The sequence below is a fragment of the Vibrio sp. Isolate30 genome (assembly GCF_022397975.1).
Classification (GTDB): domain Bacteria; phylum Pseudomonadota; class Gammaproteobacteria; order Enterobacterales; family Vibrionaceae; genus Vibrio; species Vibrio fortis.
The window spans coordinates 54,433-72,277 of the sequence record NZ_JAKEUS010000013.1 but is presented as its reverse complement, the minus strand read 5'-3'; the positions used below and the strand labels follow the sequence as shown (position 1 = coordinate 72,277).

The 17,845-nt window shown below is 44.3% G+C and carries 17 protein-coding genes and 1 pseudogene; 7 read left to right on the top strand and 11 right to left on the bottom strand.

Annotated features, from left to right (window positions below):
* Positions 1-104 precede the first annotated feature (104 nt).
* On the top strand, positions 105-1,484 hold the full coding sequence (locus tag L1D60_RS21335) for a nucleobase:cation symporter-2 family protein (protein ID WP_239842872.1): 1,380 nt from the start codon (positions 105-107) through the stop codon (positions 1,482-1,484).
* 95 nt (positions 1,485-1,579) lie between these two features.
* Here the strand turns inward: L1D60_RS21335 and L1D60_RS21330 are convergent, their stop codons facing one another.
* Complete coding sequence (locus L1D60_RS21330) at positions 1,580-2,101, bottom strand: flavodoxin domain-containing protein (RefSeq protein ID WP_239842871.1); 522 nt, start codon at positions 2,099-2,101, stop codon at positions 1,580-1,582.
* A gap of 140 nt (positions 2,102-2,241) precedes the next feature.
* Here L1D60_RS21330 and L1D60_RS21325 point away from each other — a divergent pair, with 140 nt between their 5' ends.
* Entirely contained in the window at positions 2,242-3,225 is a 984-nt protein-coding gene (locus L1D60_RS21325; protein ID WP_275665789.1) for an AraC family transcriptional regulator, read from the top strand.
* 114 nt (positions 3,226-3,339) lie between these two features.
* On the opposite strand, the gene L1D60_RS21320 is transcribed toward L1D60_RS21325, so the two are convergent.
* Positions 3,340-4,173, bottom strand: a complete 834-nt coding sequence (locus L1D60_RS21320; protein WP_239842869.1) for an NmrA family NAD(P)-binding protein — start codon at positions 4,171-4,173, stop codon at positions 3,340-3,342.
* Positions 4,174-4,499: 326 nt separating this feature from the next.
* On the opposite strand from L1D60_RS21320, the gene L1D60_RS21315 reads away from it, so the two are divergent.
* Entirely contained in the window at positions 4,500-4,934 is a 435-nt protein-coding gene (locus L1D60_RS21315) for a bacteriohemerythrin (RefSeq protein WP_239842868.1), read from the top strand.
* A 168-nt stretch (positions 4,935-5,102) separates the two neighbouring features.
* Here L1D60_RS21315 and L1D60_RS21310 read toward each other — a convergent pair whose 3' ends face one another.
* From L1D60_RS21310 to L1D60_RS21300, 3 genes are read right to left on the bottom strand one after another with little or no spacing between them, the layout of a single operon-like run.
* A complete protein-coding gene (locus L1D60_RS21310; protein WP_239842867.1) occupies positions 5,103-5,666 on the bottom strand; it encodes a cysteine hydrolase family protein in 564 nt (187 codons plus the stop codon).
* Positions 5,667-5,703: 37 nt separating this feature from the next.
* The gene (locus tag L1D60_RS21305) at positions 5,704-6,444 is read right to left on the bottom strand and encodes an SDR family oxidoreductase (protein WP_239842866.1); all 741 of its coding nucleotides are present in this window, start codon (positions 6,442-6,444) and stop codon (positions 5,704-5,706) included.
* 21 nt (positions 6,445-6,465) lie between these two features.
* Complete coding sequence (locus L1D60_RS21300) at positions 6,466-6,870, bottom strand: nuclear transport factor 2 family protein (protein ID WP_239842865.1); 405 nt, start codon at positions 6,868-6,870, stop codon at positions 6,466-6,468.
* Positions 6,871-6,981: 111 nt separating this feature from the next.
* Here L1D60_RS21300 and L1D60_RS21295 point away from each other — a divergent pair, with 111 nt between their 5' ends.
* Positions 6,982-7,875 carry a LysR family transcriptional regulator gene (locus L1D60_RS21295; RefSeq protein WP_239842864.1) on the top strand — a complete coding sequence of 298 codons (894 nt, stop codon included), beginning with the start codon at positions 6,982-6,984 and terminating at the stop codon, positions 7,873-7,875.
* A 268-nt stretch (positions 7,876-8,143) separates the two neighbouring features.
* On the opposite strand, the gene L1D60_RS21290 is transcribed toward L1D60_RS21295, so the two are convergent.
* Together L1D60_RS21290 and L1D60_RS21285 are read right to left on the bottom strand one after the other, a co-directional pair.
* Positions 8,144-9,109, bottom strand: coding sequence for a DHH family phosphoesterase (locus tag L1D60_RS21290; RefSeq protein WP_239842863.1), 966 nt, complete (start codon positions 9,107-9,109; stop codon positions 8,144-8,146).
* A 201-nt stretch (positions 9,110-9,310) separates the two neighbouring features.
* A complete protein-coding gene (locus L1D60_RS21285; protein ID WP_239842862.1) occupies positions 9,311-9,793 on the bottom strand; it encodes a MarR family transcriptional regulator in 483 nt (160 codons plus the stop codon).
* Between the two features lie 127 nt (positions 9,794-9,920).
* Here L1D60_RS21285 and L1D60_RS21280 point away from each other — a divergent pair.
* Positions 9,921-10,829, top strand: a pseudogene (locus tag L1D60_RS21280) (EamA family transporter).
* Entirely contained in the window at positions 10,826-11,419 is a 594-nt protein-coding gene (locus L1D60_RS21275) for an NAD(P)H-dependent oxidoreductase (RefSeq protein ID WP_239842861.1), read from the top strand. Before L1D60_RS21280 ends, L1D60_RS21275 begins: the two are co-directional and overlap by 4 nt.
* 146 nt (positions 11,420-11,565) lie before the next feature.
* On the opposite strand, the gene L1D60_RS21270 is transcribed toward L1D60_RS21275, so the two are convergent.
* The 3 genes from L1D60_RS21270 to L1D60_RS21260 all read right to left on the bottom strand — a co-directional run bounded on the left by L1D60_RS21270 (position 11,566) and on the right by L1D60_RS21260 (position 15,603).
* Entirely contained in the window at positions 11,566-12,876 is a 1,311-nt protein-coding gene (locus L1D60_RS21270; protein WP_239842860.1) for a DUF1501 domain-containing protein, read from the bottom strand.
* A complete protein-coding gene (locus L1D60_RS21265; protein ID WP_239842859.1) occupies positions 12,873-14,519 on the bottom strand; it encodes a DUF1800 domain-containing protein in 1,647 nt (548 codons plus the stop codon). Before L1D60_RS21265 ends, L1D60_RS21270 begins: the two co-directional genes overlap by 4 nt.
* A gap of 199 nt (positions 14,520-14,718) precedes the next feature.
* Entirely contained in the window at positions 14,719-15,603 is an 885-nt protein-coding gene (locus L1D60_RS21260; RefSeq protein WP_239842954.1) for a LysR family transcriptional regulator, read from the bottom strand.
* Between the two features lie 132 nt (positions 15,604-15,735).
* Between L1D60_RS21260 and L1D60_RS21255 the strand changes: the two genes are divergently transcribed.
* Positions 15,736-16,407: a type 1 glutamine amidotransferase domain-containing protein gene (locus tag L1D60_RS21255; RefSeq protein WP_239842858.1), complete on the top strand. Its 672-nt coding sequence runs from the start codon at positions 15,736-15,738 to the stop codon at positions 16,405-16,407.
* Between the two features lie 390 nt (positions 16,408-16,797).
* Here the strand turns inward: L1D60_RS21255 and L1D60_RS21250 are convergent, their stop codons facing one another.
* On the bottom strand, positions 16,798-17,745 hold the full coding sequence (locus L1D60_RS21250; RefSeq protein ID WP_239842857.1) for an AraC family transcriptional regulator: 948 nt from the start codon (positions 17,743-17,745) through the stop codon (positions 16,798-16,800).
* Positions 17,746-17,845: the final 100 nt, after the last annotated feature.

The following is a 17,845-nucleotide window of genomic DNA, read 5'->3' as shown; positions in this document are numbered from 1 at the left end:
TATATCTGACTCCCCAATAAATGGGCACTTCATCATTGGTACGTATATTGCTCACTATGTAGATTAAGGATTGTATACAATAATAAATACATTAAGGAAATCACATGGAACAACGTAACAGTGAATTGATCTACGGACTGGATGATCGCCCATCAGTCAAAGCCGCAAGTTATGCGGCGCTTCAACATGTTCTGGCTAGCTTTGTTGGCATTATCACACCCACTCTTATCATTGGTGGTGTACTTGGCTTAGGGGAACATATCCCCTATCTAATCAGTATGGCCTTGATGGTTTCTGGTGTTGGTACCTTTATTCAGGCGAAGCGAGTTGGCCCTGTTGGAGCGGGGATGATCTGTGTACAAGGCACCAGTTTCGCCTTCTTAGGCTCTGTCTTGGGCGCTGGCTTTCTCGTTAAAGCCAATGGTGGCGATCCAGATGAAATGTTAGCGACTATTTTTGGCGTCTGCTTTTTTGGTGCCTTCATTGAAATTCTGCTTTCTCGCTTTATCGATAAGCTAAAAGTCGTCATCACGCCGGTCGTGACTGGTATTGTTATTACCACCATAGGTATCTCTTTAATTAAGGTTGGAGTCACCGATATCGCAGGTGGGTTCGGTGCTGAAGACTTCGGGGCTCCAAGTAACCTCATGCTTGGCGCGATCGTTCTTGGAATCATCGTCGCTTTAAACCTTAGTCAGAACATCATGGTAAGGCTGTCGTCGATCTTGATAGGTTTAAGCATTGGGTGGGCAATAGCGATTACCATGGGTAAAGCATCTATGCCTGACTTCGCTTCGCAGCCGTTGTTGAGTATTCCTGTACCGTTCAAATACGGCTTTGCTTTCGACTGGCAAGCGTTCTTACCAATTGCGTTCATTTACTTAATTACGGCTATCGAGTCGACAGGTGATTTGACGGCAAACAGTATGTTCTCAGGCCAACCTATCCAAGGACCTAAATACATCAAACGTCTTAAGGCTGGCGTACTAGGTGATGGCGTTAACTCACTCATTGCTGCCGTATTCAACACCTTCCCAAATACCACATTCAGCCAGAATAATGGAGTGATTCACTTTACTGGTATCGCGAGTCGATACATTGGTTACTTTATTGCGGGCATTCTGTTCTTATTGGGGATGTTTCCAGTGTTGGGAGCAGTATTAATGACCATTCCAAAACCAGTATTGGGCGGGGCAACTCTAGTTATGTTCGGTACTGTCGCTGCGGCAGGTATCAAGATCATTGCTAATGAGGAGTTAGATCGCCGCCGTATTATGACTATCGCCATCTCTTTTGGCTTAGGTCTTGGCGTTATGCTCGTGCCAGATTTGCTAAAAGAAGCGCCTAAGTTAGTTCAAAGTATCTTCGGCTCTCCTGTCACTATGTCGGGTATCGCCGCGTTAATCATTACTGGATTAATGGCGTTCATCCCTGAAAAAAGCGAAAAACCTTTGCCACGTAACACTCGAGCGAGTGAAGCTTAGTACAAGCATCAATAGCGAGATGAGCATATTTCGGTTAGTTGACCAAGCTCAGCCAACCGAAGTATTTCAACAATCGAGACGTCGCCTAGCTTCAATCATACAACCTTCGACAATTGGCGAGACCAACGCCTAATCATATCCCAATTACGATAATCTCCATCCTCTACCCCTTTGACTATTGCAATTAGCTTAAGTGGGTATCGGTAATACCAAGGCATAAGTTTTGGTTGTAATGTACCTGAAAAACCAGCAACCATGATGGGTTCAACATTACGATTCATCTTAATCAATGTTTGATCGTAAACCTGTGGCGAATTGAATGAATTCGATGGCTGTTTTGCAAGCGCCAAACAGGTATAGAAATATGCCACAGATGTAGATGACAGTTCATTTTGATACGTTCGGACATAATCTCGGACTTCAATTAACCACCTGTCATAGCGGATTGGAGCGCCAATAATAACCGCTTCATCAGCATAGGGGGCTCTTGCAATCTCTACGGGCAACACTTCCGTTGTTATATCCAATTCTTGTAACTCTTGAGCGATAGCATATGCAATTTCTGCTGTCGAACCAAAACCCGAACCGTACACAATCAATACTCTTTTTCTAGCCATGTAAACCTCCCATATTTTGCGAAAAGCACAATCCAAACAAACTTCCCTATGAGGGACGCTTGTTGAGTTTGTTTATTACATCCAATTAAGCGATGATTTGATTGACAGGAAATCGGCGAAGATTTGCAGGAAATACATTTATGGAAGACAAAGCCAGGCTAGCATTATCAAAGTTTGATACGAAGAATCGGAAGAAGAGTGGTGCTAGCTCTCCCTTGAGTGAACTGAAAATGAGTAGCGTGTTTTACACTCACTCAACGATGAAACAACCGTGGGGCATCAAGATGCCGTCCATCCCATCGAGCACCATGTTTCACTTGGTTCTTGAAGGTGAAGCGATTGTCGTTGTCGATGGAACGCAGATTAAGCTGAATGCCGGCGATTTTGTCTTACTTCCTCGCGGGACTGGACATGACATCGTCGATATAAATAAGTCAGCTGCCACCGATTTATTTGAGAATGACATAGAAGAAATCACGGAGCACTATGAACGACTCACAACCAAAGGAAATGGTGATACAACAACGACTCTATGTGGCACGGTTTTGTTTGAAAACGAGGTCACGACTTCGGTTATTACATCCATGCCTGAGTTCGTATTAATTGACTCACAATCACAGGCTCACGACACAATTAAGAGTGTCGTTCAAGCCATACATAGAGAAACGAAAAATGAAGAATATGGCTCGGAATTAGTGGTATCTAAATTGGCCGACGTGCTTATTCTACAGGGTATTCGAGCCTGGATAGACCAAGTATCTGATGATAACCAGAGTTGGATAATGGCGCATACCGACAAACGCTTATCTCGCGCAATGAAGAGAATCCATAGCGACAGTGCAGCCAATATCGATATTGAAACGCTGGCTGATATTTCAGGGATGTCTCGTACCAGCTTCATTGAGTACTTCAAGAGGACTGTAGGGGAAACGCCCAAGAAATACATCACCGATTGGCGACTATCTCTCGCCAGAGAAAAGCTGCTACATGGTAAAGCTCATATTTTGAATATCGCTCTCGACGTCGGCTATCAATCAGAGGCAGCATTCAGCCGAGCCTATAAGAACAAATACGGTGAATCTCCATCGACCACTAAAAAGAATAGCCTAGACCCAAAATCCTAGGCATTTACGAAAACAGCCCGAATAAGCATTCAGGCTGTTCTTCATGTTTCACTTTTTACTCTCGATCAAAGCAGCTAAATCCAATAAACGACTATTAAGTCCAATGGCCGACAGCTAATCCCAGTAACCGGCGGCGATCGTTTTAGATACATAGTCTGCGAACTTAGTCGGCTTACGTCCCGTCGCTTCTTCAACGCCATGAGTAAGATTTGAATTACGTCCATCGAAAACTACGGTGAACAACTCATTCAGCAACCATTGATAATCTTCTGGTAAGTTTTGGCTCTCTAGAATACCTAAATATGCTTCGATGCTCACAGAGGTAAACTTGATCTCCTTCCCGAGCTGTTTTGAGATCTCATCAACACAATCTTGAAACGTCATCAACTCCGGGCCTGTCACTTCATAGAGGCGATTGCGCTTACTTGGATCAACCAATGCCGCCACCGCAACTTCTGCAATATCATCAGTGTCAATAAATGGCTCTGGGGTATCGCCTGCGGGTAACACAAGTTCGCCTTCTAAAATACCCTGAGCCATAAAGCTCTCGCTAAAGTTTTGCGCGAACCACGAGGCTCTAACAATGTTCCAATCTAAACCACTATCGATAAGTATACGTTCTGCTTTTTCTGCACCCTCTTCACCACGACCCGAAAGCAATACGATGTGCTCGACACCTTGTGCTTTGGCAACTTCGACGAATGCACTGATGTCTCCCTCAGCGTTAGGCACTGCCAAGTCAGGTTGATAGGTAACATAAGCTGAGCGTGCACCGGCTAAAGCAGTAGGCCATGAGCTTCGCGCTCCCCAATCAAAATACGTAGCAGCACTACGAGAAACTTGGCGCGTTTCAATACCAAGTTCACACAGTAGCTTGTTAACTCGAACACCCGTTTTGGCATTTTTGCCGATAATCACAATGGGTCTTACTGAATTGATGTCTGACATGATCGTTCTCCTACTGATATCACTTAATGCTTAATTGCTGCACTATGATGACTTAGGAAAACCGTGGTTGATTGATGTGAAATTCGGATTTGTTTACAGAAAGTTCGTGATGTCGCTTTTAACTACTAGCAAAGAATAGTAAGTAAGTTCGTCCTCAAAACATGTTATTTTTCCGTCGCTTGTATTGAAAAATGAAACAATAAACTGCTAAAAAACCTATCTGTCCTCACAAAATGTATGGTTAAGTTATTCATTCGAAAAATAAATCTATAAAGTGCAACTCATCTTATCAATAGCGTAACTAACGAGAGCAATCGAGGGCCACAATGCATCTCTACACATGGAAAAAAGAATACAACTTAGATGTAGAAGAGCTCGATCTTCAGCATAAAAACTTACTCGCAATGATCAACAAGCTGATCATGTTTCAGAACGAGTCTAAAGCGATCGTACGCCGTCTAATTGATGAAGTGATAGCCTACGCAGAGTTCCACTTTTTGAGCGAAGACAACATCATGATGATCACTCATTACGACGGATTCGAACAGCACCAAAAAGTACATAAAATGCTGCTCAAAAAACTGAGAAATCAATACACACATTACGTTAATGGTCAGATTGAACTTAAAGAAATCATTGTTTTTATGGCACGCTGGCTCATCGACCATATCATTGCAGAACAAAATGATCGTGCGTTAGCCAGATACTTACGCTCTTCAGATAAATATCACAACCTACTGACGTTAGAAAACAGTAACTAGCTCCAGAGTCGACCATGTGAAACCAGTTTATAAACGACTCTTACCGAAGTGATGTGCCCACCTCATTTACACAACAATTATCTGAGACAATGGGCGTTGTTGTGTTCAAGAAAAGGGCATATCTACACCATAGGCAATTCCCTTTACCTATAGTTTGCTTGTGTTTGATCAAGCAATCAGTTTGGCTAAGTTAGCAGTAGTATCAACATTGCAGTAACCGAAGCTGAGAGCCGACATGAACGCTGCATGGACATGGCTAGACGGTACCATCACACCATTAAATTCAAGTGCCAAGGTTGTACACGCGTCATGAGCCACGTTGCACTCATAACCGAGGTCAGTTGCAGCACGAGTCACAGCATCAATACACATGTGGCTCATAGCCCCAACAATAACCAACTTTTCAATCGAATTTTGACGCAAGATTTCATCAAGCTTTGTGCTTTTAAAACTATTGATTTCGTGCTTAACAATAACAGGCTCATCATCAATCGGAGCAACACATGAGTGAATTTCTGCTCCCTCAGAATTAGGCAAAAAAAACGGGGCGTCATCTGTGAGTGACTCATGCCGAACATGGATCACAAGTCCCTTCTTTTCTCTAAACAGGGAAAGCAGTTTTGCACCATTATTCGCCGCATTTTCAGTTTCAGATAGTGGCCATTTAGCTCCATTGTAAGAAGGAAAATAGTCATTTTGATAATCGATAAGCAGTAATGCTGTGTTGCCCATAATTAACTCCAAATATTAATTGCTATGTTAATGCGCTTTAACGCAAACCTAATCCGCCATCAGCACCAATCACCTGCCCTGTTACCCAAGCACTTTCTGGCTCAGCCAATTTAACAATCCATCGGCTGATATCTTCCGGGTTTCCTCGCCTCCCCATAGGAATCATTGATGCTTCTTTCTTCTCAACTTCTTTCGCTTGCTCTTTTGACAACCCCATCATCCCAGTTAACGCACCGGAATAAGTCGGCCCAGGAGCCACCGCATTCACACGAATGTCTGGCGCAAGCTCCAGAGCCCATGACTGAGTTAAATACTCAACGGCGGCTTTACTTGCTCCGTAATGAGAAAGATTCGGAGCAGGCATATGTCCAATGGTGCTCGATATATTGATGATATTGCCTTGGCTCTTTCTTAGGTATGGGAGACACGCCTTCGTCAGCAAGCTTGTTGCGACGACATTGATCGAGAACATTTGCTCAATTCTCTCTGCGCCTATCTCGTCCAAGCTCGCATTAGCACCCGCACCGGCATTATTTACCAGCACATCAATGCGTCCCCATTTTTCGATTGCGGCATCTACGATCAGCTGAGCGCTGGTTTGTTCTTCACTATCTGCAACTATCGTTTCAATGTTTCGATGTAGTGAAGCCACTTCCGCTAAGGCGCATGCTCTTCGCCCTGTTATCAATACATTGGCGCCTAAATGAGCAAACTCTAAAGCCGCTGCTTTGCCAATCCCATCACTGCCACCGGTAATGATGACAACTTTATTGTTCATAATGCTTCCCCTACGTCACCATTACGCTTCAATCAAAGGGCGAAGAAAGATTTGCTCACGCAGAACTTGCCAACGCTCATCTTCAAATCGCAATTCGATGTTGCACAACAACATCATCTCTTCACCATTCATGCCACTGTGCTTACGAGTTAATACACACACCGCTGAGTCACCCAGAATGTGGAAATCATGCCATTCTGCCCATGTGTTGAGTTGGTTTTTCCCTTCTTGAGCTTGCTTAGCGAAATGCGCTTTGAACTCCGCTTTGTTAAAGGTTTGCACTGTGCTATCAGGCATGATCAGCGTGGTGTGAAAGTCTTGGTGGTAAATCGTGTCTAGGGCTTCAATATCAAAGTTTGTAGCACGATCAATCAGGTGATCCATAGCTTCACGAATGGCTTGTTTGGTATGAGTCGGTTTCATCATTTTTCTCTCTTCTATCGAATGTTTGGTTGACGAAGAAGATATTAACCACACTGGATTTGTTATAGAACCAAGCTAAAATGAACAACATCTATTCCAAAATCGAATACATGTATGGATCAACTCGGGGCAATGCGCGTATTTCTTCGCGTAATAGAAACAGGAAGCTTCTCGGCCGCAGCCAGAGAGCAAAACTCTTCTCAAGCAACCATTAGCAAAAAAGTCGCCGCACTCGAAGATAAATTGGGGGTAAAGCTACTCACACGTACAAGCCGCGAGTTATCACTAACTCAAGCAGGGCAAGAATACTACGAGCACTGCTTGAACATTGTGCAAGAGATTGATGAAGTAGAAGCTAGTGTTCGCTCCCAAGTCAGTTCACCCAAGGGAACGTTGCGCATTGCAGCGGCGGCGCCATTAGCGAGGATTCTCCTTGCACCGTTAATTGCGGAATTTTTAGAGGAATACCCAGACATAGAGGTGGATATGGTGATCGATGAGCGCCATATCGACCTTGTCGCTGAAGGCATCGATATCGCCATTCGTGCGAGAAAACTGGAAGATTCGTCATTAATCGCAAGGCCACTTTTCAATAACCCATTGCTATTAGTGGCTGCGCCTGGCTACCTAAAGAAACATGGTGTGCCTACACAACCAAAGGATCTCAAATCTCATCAATGTATTGTTTACACCTTTAATCGCTCCCTCAACAACTGGCATTTTGTCGACAATGGCCAAGATGTTTCTATCCCTGTTCGAGGCACTTTTCGTAGTAATAGTGGTGAAACCAATCTAGAGATGGCGCTTGCTGGTTTAGGTATTACCCAACTCCCTATTTGGATGATGGATGAGCATTTGCAATCAGGAAAACTAGTAAGAGTACTGGAAGAGTATCCAAGCGATACCGTTCCGATCAATGCGATTTACCCGCAAAGCAGACACGTTCCTTTGAAGGTGCGTTGCTTCGTTAACTTTATCCAAGAACAACTGCGCGGTAGGTACCCATAACCCTACAAGAACAGAAAATTTTACAGGAGAAGATCAATGCTCCCTTATCTCATATCTTTGAGGGCAATGAGTGTTTTGGATGTTAAACGGGAAGTCTTGAGGGGAAAATGAAGTCATAGTGCAATTTTGGTCTAAAACGCGCGTTAAAGCTAAGGTCTAACGCGCTTGATAAAGCTCTTTCTCGATATTATCCATGACGTTTTATTGAGTGTATTACGCCAAATTACAATGTGAGCAACGAACGTAGTGGTCAGTTCACCATTCGAAGCTACTTCGAATAGTAATCTGTTAACCTTTGGATAAACAGCTGCTTATCTTCTTCTAATAAAGCATTTATGCCTGCAGCCGCTTTACGCCCGCCCCCCGTCGGAAAGCTTGAACACACCTCATCAGCGCCAGTTCTATTCGACAAAGGTGCACGTAAACTCACTGTGTAAGATTCGCCATCTTGGTTTCTTGTTAGCACAGCCTGAGCACGGCTTGGATCTTGGTTAACGATCTCGTTCCCAAATACCCCACTAATCCTTCTCGCCCAAGTTTCACTCGGTAATTCGAAGACTCGCACTGAATGGTTCTCATAGGTTGGAGCAAGGATAGAGACTTGCTGGTTGTCACTTTGGTAAGCCGAACGTAAATGGTAGAACACCGACTCTTCGTCACTCAAGAGATCAAACGGATTTGGATATTGATAAAGCGTTTGGTAAAGCTCAACAGGCGTGAAGTGGAGATCACTGAGTGATGCTCCATAGCCGTTGTAGTTGACTAAAGTGCCCAGCTCTTCCAAAAACGCAATTTGTGAATCATCGAAACCATTTTCTATTGCCAGCTTAGTCGCAACTGTTTTTAAGTTGTCGCCAAAAGCTGCTGCGATTGCCCATGCGACATGCTGACCGTTGAGTTTTTGGTTAATCAACAAACTAGTACAACACTCTGGCGTAGTATCGACTAAGGTTTCAAGGTGAGCAGAACTAGGTACTTCACCCGTACGATGGTGGTCGCAATAGAACACATCGACCTTTGCATCCAACAGCGAATGTAACGCATCTTGATTTTTCTCCATCGATACATCAAGTACCGTAACAGAAGAAATATCCTTTTGAGCCACAACTTGAGAGAGTAACTTAATATCACGCTTAACGCCCGTAATAAGTACACTCTCTTTTGGTTCGCTCAAGCGCAGTTGCAACAACGCAATAATGCCGTCCGCGTCTCCATTGAATACATCGTAATGCATTGGGGGTTCCCTTCGTTCTCTAAATCGAATTGGTCAAAACATATAGTTGTATTTTTACAGGCGACTTCATTTCATATCAATATCAAGTTGTTAGGTGATATAACACGATTGAACAATATTGCAGACAACAAGCTCTCATGAGCGACGCAAATATCGACAATGCTCCTTAAGAGGATAAGCCCTGTAGGATCGACCTTAGGATTATTGTTCTGCTAAGAGTACTTTCTTCAACAAATGCGCCAGTTGATCTTGTTCTTGTTTACTCAGGACGTTTAGCATTTTATCCATGTTAGCGACATGTGAATTCAAAACTTTATCAACAAATTCAACACCTTCTTGAGTCAAGACGACTTTGCAACTTCGTCTATCATGCTCACTAGCAATTCGCTGGACCCAATTACGTTTCACCAACTGTTCAATACGAGTACTCACTGCGCCTGAAGAAAGCATCAGAGTTTGATACAACTCTGTTGGAGTGACGGCTGCATCACAACGACGCAACGTGGCAAGAATATCGAATTCGATACTGCTAAGCCCGTATTCTTGGAACACCGGATCTAGCTTCTTCTTCCACACACCACTGGTGCGACGCAATCGCCCGACCACTCCCATCGCTGAACAGTCAAGATCCGGTCTCACTTCATCCCATTGAGCAAGAATCCTATCGACTTTATCTGATGCCATTTTTATCTCTCCAATAAATATCTTTTCAAAAAGATACTTGACTAAAAAACAAACCTCAATTACTTTTTTAAAAGTATCTTTTACAAGAGATACTTTTAAAAAAACTACCGATTCAGAAAGGTGAGGTATGAATAGATTTCAACAGATGAAAACCGTCGCACTAACGGCTGTTGCCCCAATTGTCTGGGGCAGCACTTACATTGTGACGACAGAAGCACTACCAACAGAAAGTCCTTTAATTGCGTCTACTATTCGTGCGCTGCCAGCAGGTCTCCTATTAGTGCTCTTAAGTCGTACCTTTCCCTCTGGGTTATGGTGATCTCGTATGGTAGTGCTCGGGTTTCTAAACATCGGACTTTTTTTCTACTGCCTATTTTTCGCGGCGACTTACTTACCAGGTGGATTGGCTTCCGTCGTGATGTCGGTTCAACCGATCATTGTGATGATCCTAAGCTGGTACTTATTAGGGGCGCATTTTTCTTCAAAACAGATGGCAGCATGTGGACTTGGGGTTATTGGGGTCACGCTTTTGGTACTGAATAACTCGACCCAACTCGATATACGAGGCGTACTAATCGCTATACTTGGCACATTAAGCATGGCTTCAGGGGTGGTATTAACGAAAAAGTGGGGGCGCCCTTCAGGCATGACCATGCTTGGCTTCACTGGTTGGCAGTTGTTATTTGGTGGAGTGGCATTACTGCCCGTCGCGCTTTGGCTAGAAGGTATTCCAGCTCAACTTACACCAACTAACTACTTGGGTTACGCCTACTTAAGTTTGATTGGAGCCATTTTGGGATACTTTTTATGGTTTCGCGGCATTGAAAAGCTCGCACCAGTAACGGTCTCATTTTTAGGCTTTCTCAGCAGTGTTTCTGCCTGCTTTCTTGGCTATCTCATTCTAGATCAGAGCCTTACTTGGCTCCAATCACTCGGCGCTGTTGCGGTTCTCGTCTCGATTTTCCTATCAACACCTCGCTCAACTAAAACACAACCATCAATCACAACTTCAGATCTTAAAAAGGGATTATTATGAAAATCACCATCGTATCCGGAAGTCAGAGAGCACAATCTCAAAGCTTAAATGTCGCTAATTATCTGCAAAAATTAGCTTCGTCCTACTTTGATGACACAACAGTTCTTGACTTACACCAACTCAATTTGCCGTTTTGGAATGAGGGCGTATGGCAAGGCAGTGAAGAATGGGACTGCTGGAAACCAATCACTCAAATCCTCAAGCAATCAGACGCATTCATCTTTATCACACCCGAATGGCATGGAATGGCAACACCAGCACTCAAAAATTTTTTGATGCTGACCTCTGATGATGAACTTGCTCACAAAGCCGCGTTGTTAGTGAGCGTGTCAGCCAGCATAAATGGTGTTTACCCGATAAGTGAACTCCGATTGACGGGCAGTAAAAATAACCACGTATGCTTTTTGCCTGACCATTTGATATTTAGAAATTGTGAAAACACCCTAACTGCTCATCATGAATGTACAGACCAGCAACTCCACGAGCGTAGTCAATACACCGTCGAGTTACTCGCCGCTTACGCCAATGCGTTAGCCCCTATTCATCGTGATATGGTCAAGGTTGGCAAAGCTTTCCGCTATGGGATGTAAGCAATAGATAACTAAGAACCACCTTCTCAAAACAGGTGGTTCTTAGTCGACATAAACTTAAGAGATTAAATAGCTTTTTCGAGCCCTTAACAACTTAAAGTGACAGGAGTTACAAGCACATCAAACTCCTCACTACTCAAATTAGATCATTTGAGAAACCCTAAATCTTTCACTGAGAAGTTCGTTAAATTAGGAAAGATGTAGTCCATCGCACTATCGGTATTTACTCCCATCCACTTCGCAATCGTCGCACCGATTTGCTCAACGGATGTCGTTGGAATCATACGCCCTTTGTTGAAGTCATTCTCTCCATCAAGGATCAGAGATGGCCATTGCCCGTATAGTTGCCCACCATTCAGAGCTCCGCCCATCACAAGGTGATTACTCGCCCAGCCGTGATCGGTACCAGTACCATTACTTGCCAAACGACGGCCAAAATCAGACATGGTCATGGTGGTCACCTTGTCACCCAAACCCGATGCTTCCATGGATTGGTTGAACGCAGCTAAAGACTGGCTTAAAGCGCTCATCAGCTCCGCATGGTCGTTCAATTGATTTGCGTGGGTGTCAAAGCCACCAAAACCGACAAAGTAAACTTGCCTTTGATGACCCAGCTGATCGCTTGATTTAATTAAACGAGCAACCGTATGCAGCTGCTTACTTAAAGATAAATCTGGAAAATGCCCTTCTTCAGGTATCGAACCAATCGCGTTTGCGAGCGTATCTCTTATCGAAACCGAATCGCTTTTCACACGGTCAAACTCTCGTCCAAAGGCTGTATGTGGCGACAAGCTCATAACACGATCGAAACTTTTGCGACGTTGAGCGTTGTTAATTCCATTCACTCTTGGTAGCGAAGAGGCATTGATCAGATTGGCAGTATGGTCGCTACCATTCAACAGCTGAGCATAGCCGTTAAGACTGAAACTTGGGCTAATGGAGTCTGATTCACTACTCAACACATCCATTAAGCGACCTGCCCAGCCTAGCGTCGTGTTGCTACCAGACCAACCACGTTGCCATTCGGCTTGTTGGGAATTGTGAGAGAACAGGAAAGGTGGCATTGCATGTGTGCCGTCCTTCAGCCCTGCCTTAGTCGCAGGTTCAATGAGTACACCACTGTTGGCAATAGCAATCATTTTCCCAGCATCGAACAGGCTTTGTGCTTCTCCCATAGAAGGGTGCAAACTCAACGATAAACCTGAACCAGTGTTTAGTGACAAAGGCAGTAGTGATGCTTGTGGGATGGCAATGTCTGGACGAGCATTCGCGTATTCATCGTAGTGTGCGTTGTCGTTAGGCACCAACATATTAAAGCCATCGTTTCCACCAAACAAAAATACACAAACAAGGGCTTTATAGTCGTTGTTTGGCAATGCATAAGCGGAGTTAGTCCCCATCATCGAAACAATAGGTGTCGAGGCCATGGCTGCTAATAATTGACGACGAGAAATCATTGGGCTAGCTCCTCGATGTGAAACTCTTGGCTCGTGACAGCGATATAGATGGCATTGCGAACCTTTAAACTCTGTTGCGTATCTCGAAGCTCCTCTAACGCTTCTAATACTATCTCCCGAAGCTCATCACTCATCCTTTCAGAGAGCAAACGCCTTTCAATTTCTGTAATCAGAGCTTCATGATCATTAGCGATCGCTTCTAACGGTGCCGTGTTGATGACAATACGAGTTGGATTCGTTTCTCCCTCGTAATTGGTTCGTCCCGTCGCTGTCCACAACTGGTTGTTCGTCAGAATAAAATTATTCCAACTTAGTATTTCAAATTCCGGTGCAACGTCTTTCGCTGCCGCTATCTCGCCGTTTGGAGCGTATTCTGGAGAAAAGAAGTTGAACACACTTGGTGAACCTAATGGTGATTGCCCGTATGCGCCAAACATATTGATGGAGTTATGGAACCGCCCAGTAGGGTCAGCCGATTTCGCTTCGAATGCGCGGAAAAAGTTGGTCATCGCGATAAGTGGTTCTTTCATCTTAGCAGGGGTTCGATCTTCGCCACTCAGTGCTTCAGCGTCAGTCAGAATTCCACGAATCACAGCTTTAAGATCACCTCTGACACCTGAACCGTTGTCAGAAAACAATGCACTGATTCGAGCAACATAAGCAGGCGAAGGATTCGATGTAACCAATCTTTGAATAAGGTGTTTACTGATCAAAGGCGCGGTATTCGGGTGATTGAGCAACATATCCATTGCCTGAGCCATGTCTTGCTCTGGCGTCTGCCCTTGAGCAAAAACATTCCCCATCACGACCTTCTGTTCATCATCATGGTAGTCAGGATACGCCACCATTGGGACAAGCCAATTTCCCTCTTTGGAACCCCACCATGGCTTAGTTTTTTCGGCGATGTGCCATCCAGTAAATACACGCGCAAGGTTTTCGATGTCATCTTGCGTGTAAGTTGGGATCAGTTGTCCCTGACTGTCCAGTTTATCTGTGCCATCGGGGTTCAATTCATACAGACCGATACTAAACAACTGCATCACTTCACGTGCATAATTTTCATCTGGAAAACGATTATTGTCTGGATCCGCTTTTTGGTTTGCCATCATGGATAAGTAATCACCCATTGCAGCATGCAGCGTGACAGATTCAATCAGGTCGCGATAGTTACCAAACGCATGCGTGATGAGCATATCGTAGTAGTCTGTCATCTCTACCGGACGACCACCCAAACTTGCGCCATATCTTGAGATCACGAAAAGCTCACTCAAAGCGAACGCGACGCGCTGACGCAATTGGTCCGGTGCATTCAAACTAACGTCCCACCAAACAGCAACGCGATCGGATTGATTGTAACTGTCAGCGTTCTCCGCCAGTGGATACTCTTGCAGACGCGTTGAGTGCAAGGTTGGAGACATAGAAAACTGCTTATCTAGCCAAGCTGAATAACCCAAGCTTTCTAACTCTTGATAAGAGCCTGGCGCTGGCCCAAACGTCGAGCGATACAGAAGATCGTAGCGCTGCTCTTGCGTTAGAGAGCTTGGCGCAGGAGAACTGCCACCACTATCCCCCCCACCACATGCCGAGAGAATTGAGATACTCAGAAAACACACACTCAGTTTGAGGTGAGAACGCTTTAACATAGACAACAACCCAGAAACACTAACTCTAAAGATAATTTACCGCACACTAGCGAAGAACATCATTCGCGGCAATCCAGCGCAGCATAAATCGTGCTACGGGTTCAAGTTTAGCAAACCAACCGATGTTCAACTCAAGCCACGTCAACTAATACAATATGTGTCGGCACAACTATCCTTACAGAAGGGACAAGCGTGCAACTTACTCTTGCCAGTCAGCAAAATATTCGAGTAAAAAGTCGATAGCCAATCTCGCTCTTAATGGCAAAAAATGACGGTTCTGATACACAATCCAGCTGCTGTTGCCACTCCCCCAATAAGGTTCAAGAATGGGCACTAAATACCCAGAAGAAATGGCATCGTTGAAGCTACTCTTTGGCAAATAAGCAACACCTAGCCCTTCAGTACAAGCTTGTAAAACCGTTTGAGCATTATTGCTCTTCCATCTACCTTGAACTCTCACGCCATCCAAAGTTTTGCCATCTTTTTCAAACAACCAAACGTCTTTGTTCGCGATAATACAACTATGATGTTTAAGCTGATCAGGATGCGTTGGTAAACCATGTTCATCAAGATAACTCTGGCTGGCAGCCGCTGCCATTGGACGGTTCACCAGCTTTCTTGCCACTAAACCTGAATCACTTAATCTTCCGTAACGAATAGCAAAGTCGAAACCGTCTTCAATAAAGTTCACCATGCTGGTGTTGAAGTTAATCTCTACCGTGAGGTTTGGATGCTGCTTAGCGAACTCCATTAAAGCCGGTGCGACATGATTTTCAGAAAATGCCCCAGCCGCACTCACTCTTAATACGCCGCTCAATTGTGTCTGTTGAGTAGTCAGGGTTTCATTCGCTTGCTGGAGTCCAATCACTAACTCTTTACACTGTTGATAATAAGCCTGACCAGCATCGGTCAAACTCACCATTCTTGTTGAGCGTGCCAACAGGGCCACGCCCAATCGCTCTTCTAATCGTGTGACTTGGCGACTCACGTGACTGGTACTGCATCCCAACTGTTTTGCTGCTGCAGAAAACCCTTTGCTCTCCGCAACCGTAACAAACTCGTTAATGCCTTCGAAGCTATCCATATTCACCTGTGCCATATTCACCTTTGCTATTTAGCAATAATGTTTTGCCGTTTAATCATATTATCACCCATTTGATTAGCAATTAGTATGGAGGTATTCAACAGATACCCGTAACCTCACAAGGACATCATCATGAAGAAAGTACTGATTATTGTTACAAACCATGCAACGCTAGGTGAAACCGACCAAGCAAACGGAACTTACGCACCAGAGCTAACTCATGCCCTGAGCGAATTATTGAATGCTGGCTTTGAATACGACATTGCTTCTATTAAAGGTGGTCAGGCTCCTCTGTACGGTACAGACATCGAAGGCGATGCGGTAAACGCGAAAATCTTGGCAGATGATGATTTCCAGAACCGTGTAAACAACACCATTCCTGTATCGCAAATCAATGGAGATAACTACGATGCGATCTTCTACCCAGGTGGTTTTGGTCTACTTTCAGACCTAGCAAGCAACGAAGACTTCGCTAAGATCTCGGCTAAGCACTATGAAGATGGCGGTATTGTGGCAGCAGTTTGTCATGGTCCAGGAGCCCTATTACCAATCACACTAAGCAACGGCGAAAAGCTGCTGGCATCTAAGTCAGTGACTGGTTTTACTCGCGAAGAAGAGATTGATTTTGGCACCATCAATGACATCCCATTCTTATTGGAAGAGTCTCTGGCTCGTAGCGCGGCGCGTTACTCGAAAGTGCAGCCATGGCAAGAGTTTGTGATTGTCGATGACCGCGTCATCACAGGTCAAAACCCGACGAGCGCTCATGGCGTAGGCAAAGCTATCGTTGATCTTCTGAAGTAAAGGTTCACCTCAAACCGAATAAAAAGGAAAGCATGTTTCGTACCGCTTTCCTTTTTCTTTATCTGGAAGCATGCATCAGCGAACCGAAGGTACTAGTACCCTGCGACTTAGGTAATCTGGGTCGCAGTGGGAGCCTTATCTTCCAAAGGCACACCAAAGAATGAACGAAAAGCTAGCAACAGCATAAAGAATGATAACGAGGTCAGTGATAAAACGAAAAATCATAGTGTTGTTATAGGGCATATATAAGTGCCTATCAGAGTCTTCTAAATTGAGGAAGTTCCACAATTCTTCCTACCTAAGACATTCGCATTAAACTTGACGAAATTTCGACAAAAAAGTGGGATGGCTTCAAATATCGTTTGGCTTTAGATTATAAAGCGTTCCAATCTAATCACGTTTATTCACCGATTCAGCAGGCGGATAACCAAAGGCTTTCTTGTAGGCATTGGTAAAGTTCGAAGGGTGACGATAACCTGCATAGTAGGCTACCTCCGTTATTGAAGCTAAGCCTTGTTCAAGATGCTTACGAGCGACCTCTAAGCGGCGACGACGTATATAACTTTTAATACTACAGCCAATCACTTCTTTGAACTTCCGTCTAAGATTGGATTCGCTTGTGTGCGAATATTCCGCTAAAGCCTTAACAGAAAGATCGCTATCGAGATTGTCTTCAATGTGGTTAATAAGGCCATCAATGGAGCTCTTGGTGCTATCCGTTGTGATATTAGAGCCTTCTAACGGAACGGGTTTCACGGGACTGTCACTGTTTATGAGCTGCTCAAACACCTCTACAACCAAACTTTGAGTTAGCGACTCCAACTTAATTTTCTTAAATGTTTCGTTTCCATTATGCAGTTCAATAATCGTATCGATGATTGCACGTAGATGCTCATTAGAGTACAGGTCAAAGTTAGCTAAGTGCTGTGAGATAAATTCATCGACTCGACTGCCCACCTCTACTCGCTCCTCAACCCACTTCTGAGGAATCAGTACTTTTAACTTGGCAACCTTATTTCCTTTCTGAACAGAGCGTCTAAAGGTAGCAGGTTTGGCCAAGTTAACGACCAAGCCTTGGTAGCCATCTTTAGAGTCCATATTGAAGTTCAAATCATCGTAACTGAAGTCAAGCTTGCCGTCCGTTAGGATTATTAGGATCAAAGCTTTACGCGCTGTGGATATCACTTGGTGATCTTTAAGCTCTGTTGTGGTTCCCCAATGCAGAGAGAAGCTTTCTTTAACCTTGCAGGTATCCACATTACCTTCAAGAAGTGGATCTGTCTCTGTGAATTGTTCAGACACCATTTGGTATTTCTCTTCAGTCTCAACCCAACGCACGAGAGCGCTTTTCCTAAAAGATGAAGATATTCGACTATTCATAAGTGCCTGCCAGTTTTCATAACAATCTAGTTACTTTGCATAACTCAAACTGCTGTTA